The organism is Serratia sp. BNK-33-b (assembly GCF_048684565.1).
Classification (GTDB): Bacteria; Pseudomonadota; Gammaproteobacteria; order Enterobacterales; family Enterobacteriaceae; genus Serratia; species Serratia marcescens.
The window spans coordinates 3299950-3322699 of the sequence record NZ_JBLQTZ010000001.1; the positions used below are offsets into that span (position 1 = coordinate 3299950).

The 22750-nt window shown below is 62.4% G+C and carries 23 protein-coding genes; 7 read left to right on the forward strand and 16 right to left on the reverse strand.

Annotated elements, in window-relative coordinates; all coding sequences use genetic code 11:
• Positions 1-43 precede the first annotated feature (43 nt).
• The 5 genes from mglB to ACMGGK_RS15840 form a co-directional block, all read right to left on the reverse strand.
• Positions 44-1036, reverse strand: a complete 993-nt coding sequence (gene mglB, locus ACMGGK_RS15820) for a galactose/glucose ABC transporter substrate-binding protein MglB (protein ID WP_004938962.1) — start codon at positions 1034-1036, stop codon at positions 44-46.
• Positions 1037-1300: 264 nt separating this feature from the next.
• Positions 1301-2338, reverse strand: a complete 1038-nt coding sequence (galS, locus tag ACMGGK_RS15825) for an HTH-type transcriptional regulator GalS (RefSeq protein WP_016928450.1) — start codon at positions 2336-2338, stop codon at positions 1301-1303.
• Between the two features lie 127 nt (positions 2339-2465).
• Positions 2466-3638: a DUF418 domain-containing protein YeiB gene (yeiB, locus tag ACMGGK_RS15830; protein ID WP_420277020.1), complete on the reverse strand. Its 1173-nt coding sequence runs from the start codon at positions 3636-3638 to the stop codon at positions 2466-2468.
• Between the two features lie 79 nt (positions 3639-3717).
• Complete coding sequence (folE, locus tag ACMGGK_RS15835) at positions 3718-4383, reverse strand: GTP cyclohydrolase I FolE (RefSeq protein ID WP_004938969.1); 666 nt, start codon at positions 4381-4383, stop codon at positions 3718-3720.
• Positions 4384-4627: 244 nt separating this feature from the next.
• Entirely contained in the window at positions 4628-5785 is a 1158-nt protein-coding gene (locus tag ACMGGK_RS15840; protein ID WP_033640883.1) for a YbfB/YjiJ family MFS transporter, read from the reverse strand.
• 105 nt (positions 5786-5890) lie between these two features.
• On the opposite strand from ACMGGK_RS15840, the gene ptrR reads away from it, so the two are divergent.
• From ptrR to fghA, 3 genes are read left to right on the forward strand one after another with little or no spacing between them, the layout of a single operon-like run.
• The gene (gene ptrR, locus ACMGGK_RS15845) at positions 5891-6811 is read left to right on the forward strand and encodes a putrescine utilization regulator PtrR (protein ID WP_143778766.1); all 921 of its coding nucleotides are present in this window, start codon (positions 5891-5893) and stop codon (positions 6809-6811) included.
• A 30-nt stretch (positions 6812-6841) separates the two neighbouring features.
• Entirely contained in the window at positions 6842-7966 is a 1125-nt protein-coding gene (locus ACMGGK_RS15850; RefSeq protein ID WP_016928454.1) for an S-(hydroxymethyl)glutathione dehydrogenase/class III alcohol dehydrogenase, read from the forward strand.
• A gap of 14 nt (positions 7967-7980) precedes the next feature.
• Positions 7981-8823 (forward strand): S-formylglutathione hydrolase, encoded by an 843-nt coding sequence (fghA, locus tag ACMGGK_RS15855; RefSeq protein ID WP_015377214.1) that lies wholly within the window; start codon positions 7981-7983, stop codon positions 8821-8823.
• 35 nt (positions 8824-8858) lie between these two features.
• Here the strand turns inward: fghA and ACMGGK_RS15860 are convergent, their stop codons facing one another.
• From ACMGGK_RS15860 to ACMGGK_RS15895, 8 genes are all read right to left on the reverse strand, one after another.
• The gene (locus ACMGGK_RS15860) at positions 8859-9167 is read right to left on the reverse strand and encodes a CcdB family protein (protein ID WP_025302144.1); all 309 of its coding nucleotides are present in this window, start codon (positions 9165-9167) and stop codon (positions 8859-8861) included.
• A 2-nt stretch (positions 9168-9169) separates the two neighbouring features.
• Entirely contained in the window at positions 9170-9412 is a 243-nt protein-coding gene (locus ACMGGK_RS15865) for a type II toxin-antitoxin system CcdA family antitoxin (RefSeq protein ID WP_079449478.1), read from the reverse strand.
• A gap of 81 nt (positions 9413-9493) precedes the next feature.
• Positions 9494-10402, reverse strand: coding sequence for a glutathione ABC transporter permease GsiD (gene gsiD / locus ACMGGK_RS15870; protein WP_016928457.1), 909 nt, complete (start codon positions 10400-10402; stop codon positions 9494-9496).
• A 9-nt stretch (positions 10403-10411) separates the two neighbouring features.
• Positions 10412-11332, reverse strand: coding sequence for a glutathione ABC transporter permease GsiC (gene gsiC / locus ACMGGK_RS15875; protein WP_016928458.1), 921 nt, complete (start codon positions 11330-11332; stop codon positions 10412-10414).
• A 52-nt stretch (positions 11333-11384) separates the two neighbouring features.
• Positions 11385-12920: a glutathione ABC transporter substrate-binding protein GsiB gene (gsiB, locus tag ACMGGK_RS15880; RefSeq protein ID WP_420277021.1), complete on the reverse strand. Its 1536-nt coding sequence runs from the start codon at positions 12918-12920 to the stop codon at positions 11385-11387.
• 23 nt (positions 12921-12943) lie between these two features.
• Positions 12944-14818, reverse strand: a complete 1875-nt coding sequence (locus ACMGGK_RS15885; protein WP_049299830.1) for a dipeptide ABC transporter ATP-binding protein — start codon at positions 14816-14818, stop codon at positions 12944-12946.
• Between the two features lie 19 nt (positions 14819-14837).
• Positions 14838-15794 carry an isoaspartyl peptidase/L-asparaginase family protein gene (locus ACMGGK_RS15890; RefSeq protein ID WP_015377209.1) on the reverse strand — a complete coding sequence of 319 codons (957 nt, stop codon included), beginning with the start codon at positions 15792-15794 and terminating at the stop codon, positions 14838-14840.
• A 357-nt stretch (positions 15795-16151) separates the two neighbouring features.
• A complete protein-coding gene (locus ACMGGK_RS15895; protein ID WP_038629078.1) occupies positions 16152-16688 on the reverse strand; it encodes a DUF924 family protein in 537 nt (178 codons plus the stop codon).
• Positions 16689-16845: 157 nt separating this feature from the next.
• On the opposite strand from ACMGGK_RS15895, the gene moeA reads away from it, so the two are divergent.
• Together moeA and moeB are read left to right on the forward strand one after the other, a co-directional pair.
• Positions 16846-18084, forward strand: coding sequence for a molybdopterin molybdotransferase MoeA (gene moeA, locus ACMGGK_RS15900; RefSeq protein ID WP_143778763.1), 1239 nt, complete (start codon positions 16846-16848; stop codon positions 18082-18084).
• 2 nt (positions 18085-18086) lie between these two features.
• Complete coding sequence (moeB, locus tag ACMGGK_RS15905) at positions 18087-18842, forward strand: molybdopterin-synthase adenylyltransferase MoeB (RefSeq protein ID WP_004939002.1); 756 nt, start codon at positions 18087-18089, stop codon at positions 18840-18842.
• Positions 18843-18893: 51 nt separating this feature from the next.
• Here moeB and ACMGGK_RS15910 read toward each other — a convergent pair whose 3' ends face one another.
• Positions 18894-20486, reverse strand: coding sequence for an ABC-F family ATPase (locus ACMGGK_RS15910; protein ID WP_015377199.1), 1593 nt, complete (start codon positions 20484-20486; stop codon positions 18894-18896).
• Positions 20487-20625: 139 nt separating this feature from the next.
• Positions 20626-20853, reverse strand: a complete 228-nt coding sequence (locus ACMGGK_RS15915) for a tautomerase family protein (protein WP_033650586.1) — start codon at positions 20851-20853, stop codon at positions 20626-20628.
• 63 nt (positions 20854-20916) lie between these two features.
• Between ACMGGK_RS15915 and ACMGGK_RS15920 the strand changes: the two genes are divergently transcribed.
• Together ACMGGK_RS15920 and ACMGGK_RS15925 are read left to right on the forward strand one after the other, a co-directional pair.
• Positions 20917-21384, forward strand: a complete 468-nt coding sequence (locus tag ACMGGK_RS15920) for a winged helix-turn-helix transcriptional regulator (RefSeq protein WP_049299832.1) — start codon at positions 20917-20919, stop codon at positions 21382-21384.
• Positions 21385-21442: 58 nt separating this feature from the next.
• On the forward strand, positions 21443-21874 hold the full coding sequence (locus tag ACMGGK_RS15925) for a hypothetical protein (protein WP_049299833.1): 432 nt from the start codon (positions 21443-21445) through the stop codon (positions 21872-21874).
• On the opposite strand, the gene cynR is transcribed toward ACMGGK_RS15925, so the two are convergent.
• Positions 21798-22748: a transcriptional regulator CynR gene (cynR, locus tag ACMGGK_RS15930; RefSeq protein ID WP_049299834.1), complete on the reverse strand. Its 951-nt coding sequence runs from the start codon at positions 22746-22748 to the stop codon at positions 21798-21800. The two genes, ACMGGK_RS15925 and cynR, sit on opposite strands and share 77 nt — an antisense overlap.
• Between the last annotated feature and the right edge of the window lie 2 nt (positions 22749-22750).

The window sequence follows — 22750 nt, forward strand, 5'->3', positions numbered from 1 at the left end:
TGGTGTTGGCGCCGCAGGCGGGGTCTTAGCGGGATCTCAATTCTTATTTAACAAACTGAGACAGGTTGTCTTTATCTACGCCGACGTAAGGAATACGCACGACTTTATTTTCGATTTTATATTGGGTGCCTTCGGTGGCCGGCTTGCCCGCCGCCAGGTTTTTCGCCAGCTCGAAGGTGGCCTTCGCCTGGTTGTCGGCGTCGTTCAGCACCGTGCCCGCCATCGCGCCGGATTTCACCAGCGCCAGCGCTTCAGGCAGCGCATCGACGCCGAACACCGGAATACTGGTCTTGTTGTGCGCTTTCAGCGCTTCCACCGCGCCCATCGCCATGGCGTCGTTGTTGGCGATCACCACTTCGATCTTGTTGGCGTTCGGGCCGGAGAGCCAGGCATCCATCTTGTCTTTCGCCTGCGCGGTATCCCACATCGCGGTATCCATCTGCAGCTGCTGGGTCTTGATGCCTTTTTCGTTCAGCGTTTTCACCACGTAGGTGGTGCGCGCTTCGGCATCCGGGTGGCCCGGCTCGCCTTTCAGCAACACGAACTGGATCTGGCCGTCTTTGTTCAGATCCCAGGCCGGGTTGGCTTGCCAGTGTTTGGCGATCAGTTCGCCCTGGATCACGCCGGACTCTTTGGAGTCGGTGCCGACGTAATATGCCTTGTCATAGCTGTCCAATGCCTTGCGGGAAGGTTCTTTGTTGTAGAACACCACCGGGATATCGTTTGCGCGCGCCTTATCGATAACCACCGGCGCCGCGGCCGGGTCGACCAGGTTGATCGCCAGCGCTTTCACGCCTTTGGCCAGCAGCACATCGATCTGATCGTTCTGCTTGGACTGGTCGTTCTGCGAGTCATTCATCAACAGGGTAACGTCCGGTGAAGCCTTGGCGTCTTTCTCGATCGCCTTGCGCACCACCGACATGAAGTTGTCGTCGTATTTGTAAATCGTGACGCCAATACGGGTGTCAGCATGGGCTGCGGCGCCAAACATCATGGCTGCGGCCATGGCGGCCAGGGTGAAAACCTTCTTATTCATTGTCAGTCTCCGGTTCTGTGTAGGGTATTACTCGTCTTTGAGCCAATGGTCACCGGCAGTGCGCACACCCCAGGCCTGGCGATTTCCACTCAACACCTGTCGTCCGTGGATCTTGTTATTTCCGAGAAATGCTGTGTCAGCGCGAGATAAAGGTTGCAGCGGCAAGGGCCTTTGCGCCGGAAAACGCCTAGAGCATAGACGGCGCGATGTTAATATTCTGTGAATTTTCTCACAGATTGAAAACGGTTACACAAGATTAAATCGTCAGAGAGTGACCGTCGCCTCACTTTGCCAGGGGGCGACAGAATGGCGCCGCACCAGCGTCGGCATGAACAGATGACCGGCCTGCGGCTCCGCCAGGCCTGCTGCGCCCTGCAATGCCAGCTCGGTGGCCAGCGTGGCCATCGAGACGATCGGGTAGCGCACCGTGGTGAGTTTGGGGCTGGTGTAACGCGCGATGGGGATGTCGTCGAAGCCGATCAGCGAGAAATGCTGCGGCACCGTGATACCGTTTTCTTTCAACACCGCCATAGCGCCGGCGGCCATGGCGTCGTTGTAGGCGAACACCGCGCTCAGCTGTAAGTTGCGCCCCAGCAGCTCCACCATCGCCGCCTCGCCGCCTTGCAGATCCGGCGAACCATAGGCACGCCAGTTGTCGGGCGTGGCCAGCCCGGCGGCGGCCATCGCCTGCGCATAGCCCTGCTGGCGCAGCGGCCCGTCTTCGATCGGGTGATTGGAGCCCAGATAGCCGATGCGCCGATGGCCCTGCGACAGCAAAAGACGCATCGCCATTTCTGCGCCGCAGACGTTATCCAGCCCGACGCAGCGCGGCTCATAGCCGGGGATAATCCGGTTGATCAGCACCATGCCCGGCACCTGCTCCAGAAAACCGATCAGCTCGGCGTCGCTCAGGGCTTTGGCGTGAACAATCAGGGCGTTACAGCGTTGGCGGATCAGCACTTCGATCGCGTGGCGCTCTTTGTCCGCCTGATGATAGCTGTTGCCGATCAGCAGATACTTGTGGTGTTTCTGCGCCACCGTGTCTACCGCTTTCACCAGCGCGCCGAAGAACGGATCGGAGACGTCCATCACCACCACGCCCAGGGTATCGCTGCTTTGGGTCGCCAACGCCTGCGCGTTGGCGTTGGGGCGATAGCCCAGATCCGCCACCGCCTGCAGCACCTGCTCGCGCGTCTCTTTGCTGGTCAGCGCGCTGTGGTTCAGCACGCGGGAGACGGTCGCTACGGAGACCCCGGCGCGTTTCGCCACGTCGCGAATGGTGATCGGATGAACTGGAGGCATGCGTGATCCTGAAATCGGGGTTGTGGCCGGTGGCGCTATCCTACCCCGATTGGCCCGCTGCTCTGCGTGAATTACGTCACAGGAAAGAAAACGTTTACATACATTTTTTTAACCTGCCGACGGGCGCTCACTTCAGCGCCCTGGGTTCCGCTGCGCCGGCGGCCAGCTGAGTCAGCTTGCGCCACAGCCATTCCATCGGCCCCTGCTCGAAGTAACGCAGCCACAGTGCGGAAAACGCCAGGTTGGTCAGCCAGACCAGCGGCACGAACGCCAACAGCTGCAGCCGGTCAAACTGCTCATAGAGGCCGAAACGATAAAATAGCGTGGTGCAGATCAGCGTTTGCAGCAGGTAGTTGCTCAACGCCATACGCCCCACCAGGGTCAGCCAGCGGGCGATGCGCAGGCGCGACAGTGCGGGCCAAAAACCGTAACACAGCGCCAGATAGCCCATCGCCTGCAGCGGTGCGCCCAGCTCACGCGGGACCTGCAGCAGGAAACCGCTCCAGCGATAGTCCCACTGCACCTGCCATTGCAGCGCCACCGCCGGCAGCTGGATCAGCACCGAAAGCGGCAGCAGCCACGCCGCCTGCCGCAGGTAATAGCCGGATGAGTAGCTGCCGCGCAGCCAGCCGCTGCGCATCAGCCCGGCGCCGAACAGCATCAGCCCCGCCAGCTCCCAGCCATACTGCGCGCCGATGGCCAGCAGGCTGGAGGAGAGCAAATCGGCGCGGCTGCGCCAGGCTTCGAAACCGCCCTGCAGCTTCCAGAACTTCTCGTACTGCAACTCCGCCACGCCCGGCTGCCAGAAGCTGCCCGGCTCACCGTGCGAGACGAAGCCGAGCAGCAGCAGCACCGCCACGCCAATCAAGTACAGCACCACGCCGGTTTTCAGCAGTTGGACGGTTTCTTTGGCTTCGCGGATCATGCGCCAGCACACCAGGCCGATCAGCCCGTAGGCCAGCAGAATGTCGCCGTCCCACAGGAAGATCGCGTGTGCGAGGCCGAACAGCACCAGCCACGACAAGCGCGCGCGGATCCAGCTTTTGCCGCGCCGCAGCAGCATTTGTAGCCCGGCGCCGAACAGCAGCGCGAACATCGCCAGGAACTTGGCTTGGGCGAAGAGATCGAGCAACGCCCAGGTCCAGGCGTCGCGCGATGACGGCATCCCCAAATAGGCCGGGTTGAGGTAGGCGGCCTTCGGCAAGCCGAAAGCGCTGATGTTCAGCAATAAAATGCCGAGGATGGCGATGCCGCGCACGCAGTCCAGCGTGGCGATGCGCGGCAGAGGATGACTGTTCATTTTTTATCGCTGTCTTCCGCTCATGAAAAAGGCGCCCGCAGGCGCCTGTTGTCGTCTTGCGGGTCGCCCCGCAACGCCATCACCCCTGGTGATGACGCACCGCACGCAGGAACTCCTGGCGGGTATTCTGGCTGGACTTGAACAGCCCCCCCAGCGAGGTGGTGGTGGTGGCGCTGGTCGCGTCACGAATGCCGCGCGCCTTGACACAATAATGGACCGCATCGATCGATACCGCCACGTTATTGGTGCCGAGCAGAGTCTGCAGCGCGACCAGGATCTGCTGGGTCAGGCGCTCTTGCACCTGCGGACGCTGGGAGAAGAACTGCACGATGCGGTTGATCTTCGACAGGCCGATCACCGAGTCTTTCGGGATATAGGCCACGGTAGCCTTGCCGTCGATGGTCACGAAGTGGTGTTCACAGGTGCTGGTCAGCGTGATATCACGCACCGTCACCATCTCATCCACCTTCATCTTGTTCTCGATGACGGTGATTTTCGGGAAGTTGGCGTAGTCCAGCCCGGAGAAGATCTCGTCGACATACATTTTGGCGATGCGATGCGGCGTTTCCGCCAGGCTGTCATCGGACAGATCGAGATTCAGCAGCTGCATGATCTCGGTCATGTGCTCTTTGATGCGACGCTTGCGCGTTTCGCGATCCAGCACTTCCCCGCGCAGCGGCGTCTCCAGACCACGCTCTTCCAGTGCCGCATGCACCAGCGCGGCTTCTTTACTTAATGATGTCATGTATTTGTTCTCCTGCGGACGGAACCCGCCGGCGGCCTGGTAGGGCGTGCGGCCGGCGAATTGCTTGCTCTCGTGACGGCAGAGTTTTCGTGGTGGATAACGTGAACCCGGTCAAGATTTTGCCCCCACTGTAGATGAGAGCGCGGCGATTATCCAGCGATAGTGCTTCATCCGCAGGTGAAATATTCGCATTTAGCACAATCGGGCCGGCTGCGGGTTTCCATGCTTTTTGTATGGATTTTAATCACCGAGTCGCCGTTTTTTGCGCCAACCGCCGCGCCGGGGTATTCACCACCAGCCCCCCGGCCGCCAACAGCGCCGCCACCGCCACATACAGCGCCGGCTCCAGTCGATGGGTCATGGCGGTCGACAGCGCCGACAACATCGGCCCGACCAGTTGGCCGATCGCATAACCGGTGGTCAACAGTCCGGCCATGTAACGCGCATGACGCGGCGCCAGCTCACGCCCGTGCTGAAGAGCAAGTTGCACCACGCAGAGGAAACCGCCGCCGGTCAGCAGCGCCCCGAGCGCCAGGCCGGCCACGCCCGGCACCACTTCGGCGCTCAGCACGCCCACCGCCTGTATCCACAGCGTGATCGCCAACCGGGTCTGGGTGGTCAGCCGATGGCGGGTCAGAATGCCGATGACAATCCCCAGCACCGCCGCACCGCCGAACACCGGCCAGACGAATTGCGCGAACAGGCTGGCGGGAAAGCGCGCCGCCGCCATCTGCGACAAAAAGGTCGCCGGCAGGATGTAGCCGAAGCCGGCCAGACTGTAGCTCCACACCAGGCGTTTGAGCGCCGGCGTCAGCAGCAGCGGCTCCGGGGCCACGTCCGGGCGATGCAGCTCGCCGCTGCGCGGCAGAAAGGCGCTAATCCCCCCGACCAGCACCAGCGCCAGCCCGCCATACACCAGCCAGGCCTGCGCCGCCGTCAGCCCCAGCGCGTTGATGCCCACCGCCAGCATGCCGCTGAGGAAGATGCCGGCACCCGGCCCGGCGAATACCGCCGCGCTCAGCGCCGGCCGGCCGTAGTGCGCCAACCGCTCGTTGGTCCAGGCCGCCACCAGCACCATCGCCCAGCCGCTGGCCCAGCCGATGACGAAGCGCAGCGCGCCGTGCGTCCATTCATCCTGCGCCAGCGCCGACAGCAGCGTCAGCGCCATCGCGCCCCATACGCCCAGCCACAGGCGCCGCTCGACGTGGCGCGTGGCGCGCATCGCGTCGTAGGCGCCGCACAAGTAGCCCAAATAGTTGATCGCCGCCACCAGCCCGGCGCCGGTCAGGCTGAACTGATGTTCCGCGATCATCAGCGGCACCTGCGGGGTGAAAGCGAAGCGGCCAATGCCCATCGCAACGATCAGCGCGGCAAACCCGCTCAAGGCAATACGTAAAGCCATATCGGCATCCAAAAGGTTAAAAGAAAGTTGCCAGTATCATGCCGCAGTATTAAACTCACAAAAACTGAATAATACTAATCAAGTTCATCACGAAACGAGAATATTATGGATCTGACCCAGCTTCGCATGTTCTGCTGCGTAGCGGAAACCGGCTCGGTCGCCCGCGCCGCCGAGCAGCTGCACCGCGTGCCGTCGAATCTGACCACCCGGCTGCGCCAGCTCGAGCAGGAGCTGGGCGCCGATCTGTTTATCCGCGAAAAACAGCGCCTGCGCCTGTCGCCGATGGGCCATAACTTTCTGTGCTACGCCAATCGCATCCTGGCGCTGAGCGACGAGGCGATGAGCATCACCCACGCCGGCGAACCGGCGGGCAACTTCGCCCTCGGTTCGATGGAAAGCACCGCCGCCACCCGCCTGCCCTCGCTGTTGGCGGCTTACCACCAGCGCTTCTCGCAGGTTTCACTGTCGCTGACCACCGGCACCTCCGGCGAAATCGCCGATCGGGTGCGCGCCGGCACGTTGGCGGCCGCCCTGGTCGACGGGCCGGTGCCTTATGACGAGTTGAACGGCTGTATCGCCTATCCTGAACATATGGTGGTGATCTCCTGTCTCGATCACGCGCCGATCTACAGCGCCAAAGACGCCAACGGCGAAACGCTGTTCGCCTTTCGCGCCAGCTGCTCCTACCGCCTGCGGCTGGAAGCCTGGTTCAAGCGCGAAGGCGCGCGGCCGGGGCAGATTATGGAGATCCAGTCCTATCACGCCATGCTGGCCTGCGTCGCCAGCGGCGCCGGGCTGGCGATGATCCCGCATTCGGTGCTCAGCCTGCTGCCGGGCCATGAGCGGGTCCGGGTTCACGCCCTGCCGCCGGACGTGGCCGACACCGCCACCTGGCTGCTGTGGCGCCGCGACGCGTTCGGGCCAAACGTGCGCGCGCTGAAAGAATTGATTATTGAACAGACGGAAACCGCCGCTGTTGATGAAAGCACCCCCAACGATTTATCAGACGTTGTCGATATCGCCTGATTTAAAAAGAAAACCACTGAGGAGACTATGATGGAGATGATCAAAACCCGCGCCGCCGTTGCCTGGGGCCCGAACCAGCCGCTGAAGATCGAAGAAGTCGAGCTGATGCCACCGCAAAAAGGCGAAGTGCTGGTGCGGATCGTCGCCACCGGCGTTTGTCACACCGACGCCTACACCCTGTCCGGCAAAGATCCGGAAGGCGTGTTCCCGGCGATCCTCGGCCACGAGGGCGGCGGCGTGGTGGAAGCGGTCGGTGAAGGCGTTACCAGCGTGGCGGTCGGCGACCACGTGATCCCGCTCTACACCCCGGAGTGCGGCGAGTGCAAATTCTGTAAATCCGGCAAGACCAACCTGTGCCAGGCGATCCGCGCCACTCAGGGCAAAGGCCTGATGCCGGACGGCACCACCCGCTTCTTCAAGGACGGCAAGCCGATCTTCCACTACATGGGCACCTCCACCTTCTCCGAATACACCGTGGTGCCGGAGATTTCACTGGCGAAAATCAACAAGGAAGCGCCGCTGGAAGAAGTGTGCCTGCTGGGCTGTGGCGTCACCACCGGCATGGGTGCGGTGATGAACACCGCCAAAGTGCAGCCGGGCGACACCGTGGCGATCTTCGGTCTGGGCGGCATCGGCCTGTCGGCGATCATCGGCGCGCAGATGGCCGGCGCGGGCCGCATCATCGGCATCGACATCAACACCAGCAAGTTCGATCTGGCGCGCAAGCTGGGCGCTACCGATCTGATCAACCCGAAAGACTATGACAAACCGATTCAGGAAGTGATCGTCGAGCTGACCGACGGCGGCGTCGACTTCTCCTTCGAGTGCATCGGTAACGTCAACGTGATGCGTTCCGCGCTGGAGTGCTGCCACAAGGGCTGGGGTGAATCGGTGATCATCGGCGTCGCGGGCGCCGGCGAAGAGATCTCGACCCGGCCGTTCCAGCTGGTCACCGGCCGCGTCTGGCGCGGTTCGGCATTCGGCGGCGTCAAGGGCCGTTCGCAGCTGCCGGGCATCGTCGAGCGCTATCTGGACGGCGAATTCGCGCTGAACGACTTTATCACCCACACCATGGGGCTGGAGCAGATCAACGAAGCGTTCGATTTGATGCACGAAGGCAAATCGATCCGTTCCGTCATCCACTTCGACAAATAAGCCAGGAGGCAGAGATGACGTTGTCATTGGAACTTCTCGAAGAGCACCGCATGTTCGGCGGCTGGCAACAGCGTTATCGCCACGCGGCGCAGAGCCTGAATTGCAACATGACATTCAGCATCTACCTGCCGCCGCCGCGCGATGACAACCCGCCGCCGGTGTTGTACTGGCTGTCGGGGCTGACCTGCAACGACGAGAACTTCACGTTGAAAGCCGGCGCGCAGCGCATCGCCGCCGAGCTGGGCCTGGTGCTGGTGATGCCGGACACCAGCCCGCGCGGCGACGAGGTGCCGAACGACGAAGGCTACGATCTGGGCCAGGGCGCCGGGTTCTACCTGAACGCCACCCAGGCGCCGTGGGATCGTCACTTCCGCATGTACGACTACATCAGCGCCGAACTGCCGGCGCTGATCGAACAGCACTTCAGCGTCAGCGATCGTCAGTCGATCTTCGGCCACTCGATGGGCGGCCACGGCGCGCTGATGATGGCGTTTCGCAATCCGCAGCGCTTCCGCTCGGTATCAGCCTTCGCGCCGATCGTCAACCCGTGCCAGGTGCCGTGGGGCCGCAAGGCATTCACCGCCTATCTGGGCAGCGACGAGAGCCAGTGGCTGCAGTACGACAGCTGCCATCTGCTGGCCAGCGGCGCGGAAAAAATGCCGGTCCTTATCGATCAGGGCGATGACGACCAGTTCCTGGCCGATCAGCTGCAGCCGGCGCGGCTGGCCGAACTGGCGCGCCAGCGCGACTGGCCGCTGACGCTGCGCATTCAGCCGGGGTACGATCACAGCTACTTCACCATCGCCACCTTCGTGGAAGATCACCTGCGCTTCCACGCCGAGCACCTGTTCCGCTGATAAAAAATCCGGGCGGTTTAACCGCCCGGATTTCTTCAAAAGCCATCAATCAGAAAATCGATAGCGGCTTTAATTTGATTCCTGTGCTCATTGACATTACCAACGGCCTTCCCAATCTGCGAAATACGTACGGCAGCCATCTCATGCGTCATAACAAGAAACTTTTCGCCGTTGACCTCAATCTCCGGGCATAAACGTGCAGAAATTTTAACCCTGACGTTATCCAAAGCATAAAGAGGGATCATTAACCGGGTCGAGAGGACATCAATAAGATCGCTTTGAACGTCCAGTAAGTAGGGATAGGCTGATGCCGGATACGTATTGTCATATACGGTAAATTGCATGTTCAAAATGTCCGATATTCATCAGACAACAAACCATTTTCTTCAGTGATACGATTAAGTTCTTCTAACGCCGCGCGATTTTGCTCGCGCCACTGTTGAATCTCAATATCCCTGACGCGGACGCTCAATGCGTCTGTCAATACGGATGACACATTGACGCCCAGGGATTTTGCGCGCTGGAAAAGATCGCGATCGATGGTTACGTTGACTGTCTTTTTCGTCACATTGCTATTTGCCATATCCATACCTCATCCCTGTAATATACACGGGTCAAATTTTCATCAATTATACTCGTAAAACAGGGGTATGCCAATTCAGCGATGCCCTCACCCCTTCAATTTCGGATCGAGCGCGTCGCGCAATCCGTCGCCCAACAGGTTGAACGCCAGCACGGTGATGAATATCGCCAGGCTGGGGAAGATCGCCACGTGCGGCGCGATCACCATATCGGCGCGCGCTTCATTGAGCATCGCCCCCCACTCCGGCGTCGGCGGCTGGGCGCCAAGCCCCAAAAATGACAGGCTGGCGGCGGTGATGATCGAGGTGCCGATGCGCAGGGTGAAATAGACCACGATCGAAGACAGGGTGCCCGGCAGGATGTGCCGCAGGATGATGGTCCCGTCCGAGGCGCCGATGCTGCGCGCCGACTCGATATAGGTCAGGTGCTTCAGCACCAGCGTATTGCCGCGCACCAGGCGGGCGAAGGCCGGAATGCTGAAGATCGCCACCGCGACGATCACGTTGGCCATGCCGCTGCCCATGATCGCCACCACGCCGATCGCCAGCAAAATGCCGGGAAACGCGAACAGCACGTCGCAGACGCGCATGGTGAGGCGATCCCACCAGCCCTCATAGTAGCCGGCCAGCAGCCCCAGCAGGGTGCCGATCGCCCCGCCCGCCAGCACCGAGAACACCCCGGCCGCCAGCGAAATGCGCGTGCCCATCAGGATGCGGCTGAAGATATCGCGCCCGAGGGAATCTACGCCCAGCCAGTGCACCAGCGAAGGCCCCTCATTCAGCCGGTCGTAATCGAAGTAATTTTCCGCATCGAACGGCGCCAGATAAGGCGCCAGCAGCGCCGCCGCAATCAGCAGCAGCACCAACAGGCCGGCGACCAGCGCCGCCCGCTGACGGCGAAAACGCCGCCAAAACTCACCCCACGGCGTGCGTACCGCGTTAGGGTCGATAAGCGGCATCGCCTTCAGTGCGGCGTTGCGCCGCCAATGCTTAATCATGCCGCATCCTCATTGGTAACGAATCGCCGGGTTGATCGCCGCGTACAACATATCCACCAGCAGGTTGATCAGGATGAACTCCAGCGAGAACAGCAGCACCTCGGCCTGGATCACCGGGTAATCGCGCATCTCCACCGAATCCACCAGCAAGCGCCCCAACCCCGGCCAGTTGAATACCTTCTCCACCACGATCGAACCGCCGAGCAGGAAGCCGAACTGCAGCCCCATCATGGTCACTACCGGTATCATCGCGTTGCGCAGGCCATGCTTCATCACCACCACGCTTTCCCGCACGCCCTTGGCGCGCGCGGTGCGCATGTAGTCCTCCTGCAACACCTCGACGAACGAAGCGCGGGTGAAGCGCGCCATCACCGCCGCCACCGCCGCCCCCAGGGTGATCGAAGGCAGAATGTAGTGCCGCCAGCTGTCGGCGCCCACCGTCGGCAGCCACCCCAGCTCGACCGAGAACACCTGCATCAGCAGCATGCCGAGCGCAAAGGCCGGGAACGAGATCCCCGACACCGCCAGCGTCATGCCGAGGCGATCCGGCCAGCGGTTGCGCCACACCGCCGACACCACGCCAATCGCCAGACCGAACGCCACCGCCCACAGCATGCTGGCGACGGTCAGCCAGAAGGTCGGCATAAAGCGCGAGGCGATCTCTTCGCTCACCGGGCGCTTGGACACCATCGAGATGCCGAAGTCGCCCCGCAGCGCGTTGCCGAAGAAGTGCGCGAACTGCTGCGGCAGCGGCTTATCCAGCCCCAAATCCTTGCGCACCAGCTGCACCACCGCCTCGTCGGCCTCCGGCCCCGCCGCCAGCCGCGCCGGATCGCCCGGCAGCAGGTGGACGAACAGGAACACCAGCACCGCCACAATCAGCAGCGTCGGGATCAGACCCAGCAATCGTTTCAGAAAATAATTGAGCATCTCATTCCTTCCCCCGCCCGCCGCCGTCTGGCCGCAGGCGGGGATGGGCGCCTTATTTCAGATCGGCGTTATCAAAGTTGAACGAGGTATCCGGCATCACGTAGAAGCCGCTCAGCTGTTTGCTGTTGGCCGACAACAGACGTTCGGTCGCCAGGAAGATCCAGGGCGCGTCGGCCCAGATGCGATCCTGCGCGTCCTGATACAGTTTCTGCTTCTCGGCGCGATCGGTGGTCGCCAGCGCGTCGGTCAGATCCTTGTCCACCTGCGGATTGCTGTAGAACGCGGTGTTGAACTGCTTCGGCGGCGCCGCCTGGGTAGAGAACAGCGGCGACAGCGCCCAGTCCGCTTCCCCGGTCGAGGCCGACCAGCCGGTGTAGAACAGCCGCACGCCAGTGTCTTTCCCCCCGACGCTCTCCACCTGCGCCGCGCGCTGCCCGGCGTCCATCGCCGTCACCGTCACTTTCACCCCCACCTGCGCCAGCTGCTGCTGGGTGAACTGCAGCACCTTCTGCGCGGTGCTGTGGTTGTGGGAAGACCACAGCGTGGTGGTGAAGCCGTTCGGGTAGCCGGCCTCTTTCAGCAGCTCGCGCGCCTTGGCCGGATCGTACGGCCACGGCTTATAGCGGGCGGCGAAATCGATCGCCGGCGGCACCGGTCCTTCCGCCGGCACCGCGTAGCCGGCGAACGCCACCTTGATCAGCGCGTCCTTATTGATGGCGTAGTTCAGCGCCTGGCGCACCTTCGGGTTATCGAACGGCTTTTGGGTGACATTCATGCTGATGTAACGCTGCAGGATCGACGGCGCGGCCACCACGTCCAGCTTGGCGTTGCCTTCCAGCACCTTGGCCTGCTCGTAAGGGATCGGGAAGGCGAAGGTCGCCTCGCCGGTCTGCAGCATCGCCGCGCGGGTGTTGTTATCCACCACCGGGCGCCAGGTGATGCTGTCGAGCTTCGGCAGCCCCGGCTGCCAGTAGCCGTCGAACTTCTTCACCTTGACGAAATCGGTCTGGTTCCAGGTCACGAACTGATACGGCCCGGTGCCCACCGGGTGGAAACCGATTTCCTTGCCGTATTGCTTCAGCGCCGCCGGGGAGATGATCGCCGCCGCCGGGTGCGCCAGGTTGTTGACGAACGCCGAGAACGGCGCCTTCAGCACGATCTTCACCGTATTGGCGTCCACCGCTTCGGTTTTGTCGATCATCTTGAACAGGTTGTAACGCTTGAGGTGGCTGTCCGGGTTGCTGGCGCGATCGAGGTTGATCTTCACCGCTTCGGCGTTGAACGCGGTGCCGTCGTGGAATTTGATGCCCTGGCGCAGTTTGACGGTGTAGGTCAGGCCGTCTTTGCTGACCTCATAGCTGTCCGCCAGCACGTTTACCAGCTTCATGTCCTTGTCGAAGCCGAACAGCCCCTGATAGAAAGACTTGGCCACCGCCTGCGACAGCGTGTCGTTGGCGTCGTAAGGATCGAGGGTGGTGAAGTTGGAGGCCACGGCGATCACCGCGTCCTTCGCCGCCCAGACCGGGCCGGTTCCCGCCGCCAGCAGTACGGCGGCCAACAGCGCATTGCGTTTGAATGTGTGCTTCATGTCGCTTGTCTCTCCTGAGGTCTTTAAAAAGCACCGGCGATCGGGTGGCGGGCGACAAAGTGCCCGGCGCCAACCTGCACCAGCGGTGCGGTAACGGGTTCATCGCCCAGTGCGCGCACCGGGCTGGGGATCTCATCGGCCGGCAGCGGCTGCCGTTTGTGAGCATGTGCGGGATCGGCCACCGGCACCGCCGCCATCAGCTTGCGGGTATAGGGGTGCTGCGGATTGTCGAACACTGCCTGCCGCGGGCCGATCTCGACGATCTGCCCGAGGTACATCACCGCCACCCGGTGGCTGATGCGCTCCACCACCGCCATGTCGTGTGAAATGAACAGAAAAGCGATGCCGAACTCACGCTGCAGATCGAGCAGCAGATTGACGATCTGCGCCTGAATCGACACGTCCAGCGCCGAGACCGCCTCGTCGGCGATCACCACTTTCGGGTTCAGCGCCAACGCGCGCGCGATGCAGATGCGCTGACGCTGACCGCCGGAAAACTCATGCGGATAGCGGCGCGCATGTTCCGGCAACAGGCCGACGCGTTCCAGCAGCCAAGCCACCCGCCGTTCCGCCTCGCGGCCGCGCATCACGTTATGCACCAACAGCGGCTCCATGATGGAAAAACCGACCGTCAGGCGCGGATCGAGCGAGGCGTAAGGATCTTGAAAGATGAACTGAATATCGCGCCGCAGGTGCTGCAGCGCCGATCCCTTCAACCGATCGATTCGCCGCCCGGCGAAGGTAATGGTGCCGCTTTGGCTGTCCACCAGCTTCAGCAAAGAGCGCCCGGTGGTGGACTTGCCGCAGCCGGACTCGCCCACCAGCCCCAGCGTCTCGCCGGGGTAAAGATCGAAACTGACGTTTTCCACCGCGTGCACCCGGCGAGTGACCCGATTGAACAGCCCGCCGCGCAGATCAAAACGCGTGACCAAATGCTCCACCCGCAGGATCGGCGCAGCGTCTGGCGGCACGGTATCCTGCGGCGCGGCATCGCCCTCGCCATCCGGCAGCGGAAACTTCGCCGGCAGCGGCCGATCGGCCATCGCCCCCAGCTTCGGCACCGCCGCCAGCAGCGCCCGGGTATAGGCCTGTTGCGGCGCGGCGAACAGCTCGCGCACCCGATTTTGCTCCACCTGCTCACCGCGGCGCATCACCAGCACCCGGTCAGCGATCTCCGCCACCACGCCCATGTCGTGAGTGATGAAGATCACCCCCATCTGCATCTCCTGTTGCAGCACGCGGATCAGCTGCAGGATCTGCGCCTGAATGGTGACGTCGAGGGCGGTGGTGGGTTCATCGGCGATCAGCAACGCCGGCTTGCAGGAGAGCGCCATGGCGATCATCACCCGCTGGCGCATGCCGCCGGAAAGCTGATGCGGGTAGCGCCCCAGCACCTCTTTAGCCTCCGGAATACGCACCAGATCGAGCATGCGCAGCGCCTCCTGGCGCGCGCTGCGGTGGTCCATGCCCTGATGCAAACGCAGCGATTCGGCGATCTGCTCGCCGACCGGAAACACCGGGTTGAGCGAGGTCATCGGCTCCTGGAAGATCATCGCCATGTCGGCGCCGCGCACCGTGCGCAGCGTGCGCTGCGAGGCGCGCGCCAAATCGAGCAACCCGCCGTCGCGCCGGCGCAGCGTCATGGCGCCGCTGACGATACGCCCGCCGCCCTGCTCCACCAACCGCATCAGCCCCAGCGAAGTGACCGATTTGCCGGAGCCGGACTCGCCGACGATCGCCAGCGTCTCGCCGCGATCGAGATCGAACGACAGGTTGCGCACCGCGTCTACGGCGCCGTCCGCTTGAGGAAAGCTGATGCTCAGATCGCGCACCGCCAGCACCCGCTGCGGCGGCAATGACAGCCCGTCGCCGGCGGGCCGGAATGAAACGTCGGTCATACACCCTCCCGGTGAACGCTTAGCGATAAATCCCGACGGACGGCGCATCGCCGACATAGCCAAAACCGCGGTACATCCCCTCGCTGTTGAACGGCAGCGCGATATTGCCGTGGCGATCGACGGCGATCATGCCGCCGCTGCCGCCCAGCGCCGGCAGCTTCTCCATCACCACCCGATCGCTGGCCTCTTGCAGGCTGAGCCCGCCGTATTCGATCAGGGCGGAGACGTCATAGGCCGCCACGCCGCGCATGAAGATTTCGCCGGTGCCGGTGCTGGAGACCGCCACGGTGGCGTTGTTGGCATAGCAACCGGCGCCGATGATCGGCGTGTCGCCTACCCGCCCGGCCTGCTTGTTGGTCATGCCGCCGGTGGAAGTAGCGGCGGCGAGGTTGCCCAGCGCATCCAGCGCCACCGCGCCGACGGTGCCGAATTTGCGATCGGGATCGAGCGGATCCCCGGCCTGCGCCGCGCCGTCGTGATCGAGCAAGACCCGCCCTTGCTCCGCCTGGGCGCGGTGCAGCTGATCAAAGCGTTCCTGGGTAAAGAAGAAGTCGGGAGTAACCATTTCCAGGCCGTGGGCGGCGGCAAACTTCTCGGCGCCTTCGGCGGCAAACAGCACGTGTTCGCTGTTTTCTAGCACCGCGCGCGCCGCCAGCACCGGGTTGCGGATATGGCTGACGCCGGCGACAGCGCCGGCGTCGCAGGTGCGGCCGTCCATCACGCAGGCGTCCAGTTCGTGGGTGCCCTGATGGGTAAACACCGAGCCTTTGCCGGCGTTGAACAGCGGGCATTCCTCCAGCAGCCGCACCGCTTCGGTCACCGCGTCCAGCGCGCTGCCGCCCTGCGCCAATACCGCCTGCCCGGCGGCCACGATCTCGGACAGCGCCTGGATATACTGCCGTTCTTTTTCCGCACTCAGCGCCGCCCGGGTAATTGCGCCCGCGCCGCCATGAATGGCAATCACTGGTTTGCTCATTTGCCTGACACCCTGTGTTAATCCCGCCGTTGCGCAGCGAATAAGCTGAACGCGGTATCATTATTATTCAGTCTTTTTCGACTCTATTTAGTCCTACAGTGGAAGTACAGCATAACGTCCACGCCCCGCTTTTAGCGTAGCGCGCTTAGACCATTTCGCACCTTGAAATAGCTTATTGGAATAAAAACAGCAGGTTATAAAAAGCGGTAAACCGCTGACAGTGCGGCTGGGATTATTGGTAACTTCGCGAGAGGAAATAGCGGTAGAGCGTAATGAAATAAACGTTCGCGCTGAGTCACGCTTATTGCGGCGCCCGGCCTGCTGTTTTTGCCCGGCCGGGCGCAGATGATCCGACGATTAAAAACCCGATCCTGGCTGCTGTAAAAAGGCCTCTTCTTCCGGCGTGCTGGTGCGCCCCAATATCGCATTGCGATGCGGGTAGCGGCCGAAACGATCGATGATTGCCTTATGCCGCAGCTCGAACTCCAGCTGGTCGCCGTTATTGAGCTCGGTATATAACACCAGCGCCTGCTGGTGGATCAGCGGCGATTCCGAATGCATGAACGGCAGATAAAGGAAGCCGCGCTGCTCGCGGCTCAGCCGTTCGCACTCCCCGCTGCGGATCGCCTCCTGCGCCAGGACCAGCGCCATGCCGTCGCAGGCGAATGACTGCGGCGTGCCGCGAAACAGGTTGCGGCTGAACTGATCGAGCACGATCACCTCCGCCAGGCGCCCTTCGATGGTGTCGCGCCAGTGCGCCAGCTCCCCCGCCGCCGCCGCCCGCCAGATTTCGCCGAAACGGCTGTGCAGCAGACGATCGAAATCATCGTCCTTTTTGAACCACATCACCGGTTCGATCTCGTCGAACCAGAACTCGATAACCTGTTTATGCATCATGATCCTCCTCTGTTTTTCGCAGTTTATACCCGATCGCCCTGACGCCGCAGTGCGAAAAATGGCGGGCATAACCCGTTCTCCCCCCCGGCGTTCTCTGCCATAATACTCGCACTTTGTCGCTATCATTGCGCACCCTGATTACGGAGTTCCCCTTATGGATCATTGCCATACTTCCGATCTCATCTCCCTGGAGCAAGCGCTGGAAAAAATGCTCGGGCAGATCGCCCCGCTGCAACAGGCCGAATCCGTCGCGCTGACCGCCGCCGCCGGTCGCATCACCGCCGCGCCGGTGGTCTCACCGCTCGACGTGCCGCCGTTCGCCAACTCGGCGATGGACGGCTATGCGGTGCGCCTCACCGATCTGGCGGCCAATGCGCCGCTGCCGGTCGCCGGGAAAGCCTTCGCCGGCGCGCCGTTCGACGGTGAATGGCCGGCCAACAGCTGCGTGCGCATCATGACCGGCGCGCCGATCCCGGCCGGGGCGGACGCCGTGGTCATGCAGGAACAGGCCGAAGTGAGCGACCAGGGCGTGCGTTTTACCGCCCCGGTAGAAGCCGGCCAGAATATCCGTTTGGCGGGTGAAGACATTCGCCAAGGCGCCAGCGTGTTGCCGGCCGGCGTGAAGCTGGGCGCCGCGCAGCTGCCGCTGCTGGCCTCGCTCGGGGTCGCCGAAGTGCAGGTGATGCGTAAGCTGAAGGTGGCGGTGTTCTCCACCGGCGACGAACTGCAGCCGGTCGGCCAGCCGCTGCAGGCAGGCCAAATCTATGACACCAACCGCTTCGCGGTGCGCCTGATGCTGGAGCAGTTGGGCTGCGAAGTGCTCGATCTCGGCATTATCCGCGACGATCGCGATGCGCTGCGCGACGCCTTCACACAGGCGAACAGCCAGGCCGACGTAGTGATCAGCAGCGGCGGCGTCTCGGTCGGCGAAGCCGACTACACCAAACAGATGCTCGATGAACTGGGCCAGGTCAGCTTCTGGAAGCTGGCGATCAAACCCGGCAAACCGTTCGCCTTCGGCAAACTGGGCCACGCCTGGTTCTGCGGCCTGCCTGGCAACCCGGTTTCCGCCGCCCTGACCTTCTACCAACTGGTGCAACCGCTGCTGGCGAAACTGGCCGGCCACAGCGATTGGCGCCTGCCGCCGCGCCTGCGCGCCCGCGCGCTGACGCCGCTGAAGAAATCGCCGGGCCGCCTCGATTTCCAGCGCGGGGTGTTCAGCAGCAACGCCGCGGGCGAACTGGAGGTCAGCACTACCGGCCACCAGGGCTCGCACGTCTTCAGCTCCTACAGCCAGGGCAACTGTTTCATCGTGCTGGAGCGCGAACGCGGTTCGGTGGCGGCGGGTGAAACGGTGGAGATCGAGCCGTTCAACGCCCTGCTGAGGAGCTGAACATGTTGCCGGAATTGACCGACGCCGAAGCGCTGCGTTACAACCGCCAGATCGTGCTGCGCGGCTTTGACTTCGACGGCCAGGAGAAGCTGAAGGCCGCCCGCGTGCTGATCGCCGGGCTGGGCGGGCTGGGCTGCGCCGCCGCGCCTTATCTGGCGGCGGCCGGGGTCGGCCATCTGGTGCTGGTGGATTTCGACACCGTCTCGCTCTCCAACCTACAGCGCCAGATCCTGCACCGCGACGATCGCATCGGCCAGAGTAAAGTCAGCTCCGCCAGGCAGGAACTGAGCGCCATCAATCCGCATATCCGCATCGACGCCATCGACGGCCGTCTGGAAGATGACGCGGTCGCGGCAGAGATCGCCGCCTGCGATCTGGTGCTAGACTGCACCGACAACGTGGCGGCGCGCGACGCGCTGAACCGCCTGTGCCACGCGCAGCGCAAACCGCTGGTTTCCGGCGCGGCGATCCGCATGGAAGGCCAGCTCAGCGTGTTCACCTATCAGCCGGGCGAACCCTGCTACCGCTGCCTGAGCCGGCTGTTCGGCGACAGCGCCCTCACCTGCGTCGAAGCGGGCGTGATGGCGCCGCTGGTCGGCACCATCGGCACCCTGCAGGCGATGGAAGCGATAAAGCTGCTGGCCGACTATGGTCAGCCGCTGCGCGGCAAGTTGTTAATGTTCGATGCGATGAGCATGCAGTTCCGCGAAATGAAACTGCCGAAGGATCCGCACTGCGAAGTGTGCGGCGGGGAATGACGGATAAAAAAAGGGCGGGATAATTCCCGCCCTGATGCGTTGCCGCGAGGGTTATACGATGCCCTGGCTGCGCAGATAGTCTTCGTAGTTGCCGGTAAAGTCGATCACCTTGTTCGGGGTGATTTCCAGAATCCGGGTCGCCAGCGAGCTGACGAACTCACGGTCGTGGGAGACGAAGATCAGCGTGCCTTCGTACATCTCCAGCGCCATGTTCAGCGATTCAATGGATTCCATATCCAGGTGGTTGGTCGGTTCGTCCATCACCAGAATATTCGGGCGCTGCATCATCAGCTTGCCGAACAGCATGCGGCCTTTTTCACCACCGGACAGCACCTTCACTTTCTTCTTGATGTCGTCCTGGCTGAACAGCAAACGGCCCAGCACGCTGCGCACCGCCTGCTCGTCGTCTTTTTCCTGCTTCCACTGGCTCATCCAGTCGAACACGCTCAGGGTGTCGTCGAACTCGTATTCGTGATCCTGCGCGTAGTAACCGATACGGGCGTTTTCTGACCATTTCACGGTGCCGCTGTCCGGCTGCGCGTCGCCCACCAGCGTTTTCAGCAGGGTGGTTTTACCGATGCCGTTGGCGCCCAGCACCGCGACCTTCTCGCCCACTTCCACCATCAGGTTCAGCTTGCTGAACAGCGGGCCGTCATCGAAGCCCTTGGTGAGCGCTTCCACTTCCAGCGCGTTACGGAACAGCTTCTTGTCCTGCTCGAAGCGGATGAACGGGTTCTGGCGGCTGGAGGCTTTCACCTCTTCCAGCTGGATCTTGTCGATCTGGCGAGCGCGCGAGGTGGCCTGCTTGGATTTGGAGGCGTTGGCGCTGAAGCGGCTGACGAACGATTGCAGCTCGCTGATCTGCGCCTTCTTCTTGGCGTTGTCCGCCAGCAGACGCTCACGCGCCTGGGTGGCGGCGGTCATGTATTCGTCGTAGTTGCCCGGATAAACGCGCAGTTCGCCATAGTCCAGATCCGCCATGTGGGTGCAGACCATGTTCAGGAAGTGACGGTCGTGCGAGATGATGATCATGGTGCTGTTGCGCTCGTTGAGCACGTTTTCCAGCCAGCGAATGGTGTCGATGTCCAGGTTGTTGGTCGGTTCGTCGAGCAGCAGGATTTCCGGATCGGAGAACAGCGCCTGCGCCAGCAACACGCGCAGCTTCCAGCCCGGCGCGATTTCGCTCATCGGGCCATAGTGCTGCTCAACCGGAATGCCCACGCCGAGCAACAGTTCGCCGGCGCGCGCTTCGGCGCTGTAGCCGTCCATTTCGCCGTAGGCCACTTCCAGATCGGCCACTTTATAGCCGTCTTCTTCGCTCATCTCCGCCAATGCGTAGATGCGGTCGCGTTCTTCCTTCACCGCCCACAGTTCGGTGTGGCCCATGATCACGGTATCCAGCACGCTGTACTGCTCAAAGGCGAACTGATCCTGACGCAGTTTACCCAGGCGCTCGTTCGGATCGAGGAACACGTTGCCGCCGCTCGGCGCCAGATCGCCGCCGAGGATTTTCATAAAGGTGGACTTGCCGCAGCCGTTGGCGCCGATCAGGCCGTAACGGTTGCCGCCGCCGAATTTGACAGAGATGTTTTCAAACAACGGCTTGCTGCCGAACTGCATGGTGATGTTGTTAGTGCTTAACACAGCGCTCGCTCTTTATACATAGGGAATGTGATTTGGCGCGCATTATGCCACAACGGGGTGCAGAGATCGCGGGAAGTTTCGGTGACATTTTGAGCGGCGCCTGCGGCATCCGAGCCTTTTCGCAGGCGGCATAGCTGAATTAACGCGGCGGGAACTTCGCGGCAATCATCGCCGCCGTCGGCTGCACGCCGCCCAGGCTCCATTGTTCGGGCGCATGTTCATCGATTCGGACCCAAACCGACTGCCTGAACGCCGGATCGCCTCGCCCTTCTATCTCTACCAGCAGTTCGGTAATGCGGGACAGCAATTCGCTTTTTTGCCGTTCATCCAGCATGCCTTTCACCGTTTGCACATTAACAAATGGCATTATACTCTCCTTGAATATAGTTAAGTCTAAAAACAAGACTTAGATTAGCGAAGGAAAATGCCCATGTCAAAATCTCCCGATCTCCCTACCGTTTCTCTTGCCCTGTGCGGGCTGGCGCAAGCCGCGGATCTGCTTGGCGATCGCTGGACGTTGCTGATCCTGCGCGAATCATTCTACGGCGTTCGCCGTTTTGAAGAGCTGCGCGAGAATATCGGCGCTTCGCGCCAGGCGTTGAGCAACCGTCTGAATGTCATGGTAGAACAAGAACTGTTGGCCAAACGCGCTTACCGGGAGCCGGGCGAGCGTGAGCGACATGAATATGTCTTGACGGACAAGGGACGCAGCCTGGGGCCCATCCTGGTTGCGCTGATGGCGTGGGGCCACCGGCATATTCTGCATGACACCCCCCACGTTCAACTGGTGGATAAACGCAGCGGGCTGCCGGTGCAGCTGGCATTTATCGATGCGCAGACCCGCGTGGTGCCTGAAGACGCGCTGCAAATGTCGGCCGTTGAGCGCCCCCCGGCCTGACTTACTCATTCTGGTCTACGCTTGATACCAGACTGATTTAGGACAAGGAAGCTGAACCATGCCACACCTCTATAACACCGCGCTGCTGATCGGCGCCGCGCTGAGCGCCATCGCCGCCCTGCTGCATATTTGGGTGATCGCCACCGGGCCGCGCGGCTATCGGCTGTGCGGCGCCGGCGATCGCTTCATTAAGGCGGCGGAAGCGGGTAAAAAGTTCCCTGCCGTCGTCACCGCCGGTATCGCGCTGGTGCTGTTTATTTGGGCGCTGTATGCGCTATCCGGCGCGGGCCTTATCGCGCCGCTGCCGCTGCTGCGGCCCGCGCTGTTTATCATCACCTTTATCTATCTGCTGCGCGGTGTCGCCGGCCCCTTCGCCCTGCGCGATACCGGCCGCAGCCAGCGTTTTATCGTCGTCAGCTCGCTGATTTGCCTCGGCTTCGGACTGGTGCATCTGCTGGGGATGACGCAGCGCTGGAGTGCGTTGGCGTAACGCCCTGTTGCTGCAGGACGGCGATAAACGCCTGCGCGGCGGCGCTGCGGTAAGCGTCTTTACGCTGCAGCAACACCGCCTGCCGAGCCGGCATGGCGTTGGCCAGCGCCACCTTTTTCAACTGCCGGTTCTCGCGCGCAATCGCGGCCGGCAGCAGCGTGGCGAGCTGCCCGCGCCGCACGATCTCGACAATGGCGCCCAGCGCATTGGCCTCCACCGCCACCTGCGGCCGAAATCCCAGCTGTGTGCAGTAGCGATCGATAAACTGCCGCGTGGCGAAGTCGCCGCTCAGCAAGGCCAGCGGCAGATGTTGCCACTCCGCCAGCGTCAGCGGCCGACGCCGCGCCGCCAGGGGATGATCGGCGCCGACCATCAGTTCCAGCGTCTCACTGAACAACGGCATGGCTTCTACCTCCGCCGACTGCGCCATCTCGAAGGCAATCCCCAGATCCAACCTATCCTGCGCCAGCAGCGCCTCGATCCGCTCCTGCGTCATCTCCTCAATGCTCAGCGTAATCCCCGGATAGCGGCGGTAGAACGCATCGATCGCCGGCCCCACCAGATAGGCGGTGAACGTCGGGGTCATCGCCAGCCGCAAATGGCCGCGCGCCAACGTCGCTACGTCATGGATCGCCCGCGCGCCGGCGTCCAGATCCTGCAGCGCCAGCCGCGCATAGCGCATCCAGGCCTCACCGGCGTCGGTCAGGCGCACGGCTCTGCCGCTGCGATCGAACAACGGCGCTCCCAGCGTATCCTCCAACTGTTTGATCTGTTGGGAGAGCGTCGGTTGCGAGACGTGCAGCGCTTCGGCGGCGCGGGTGAAGTTGCCCTGTTCGGCAACGGCCAGAAAATAACGGATGTGTCGCAGCAGCATAG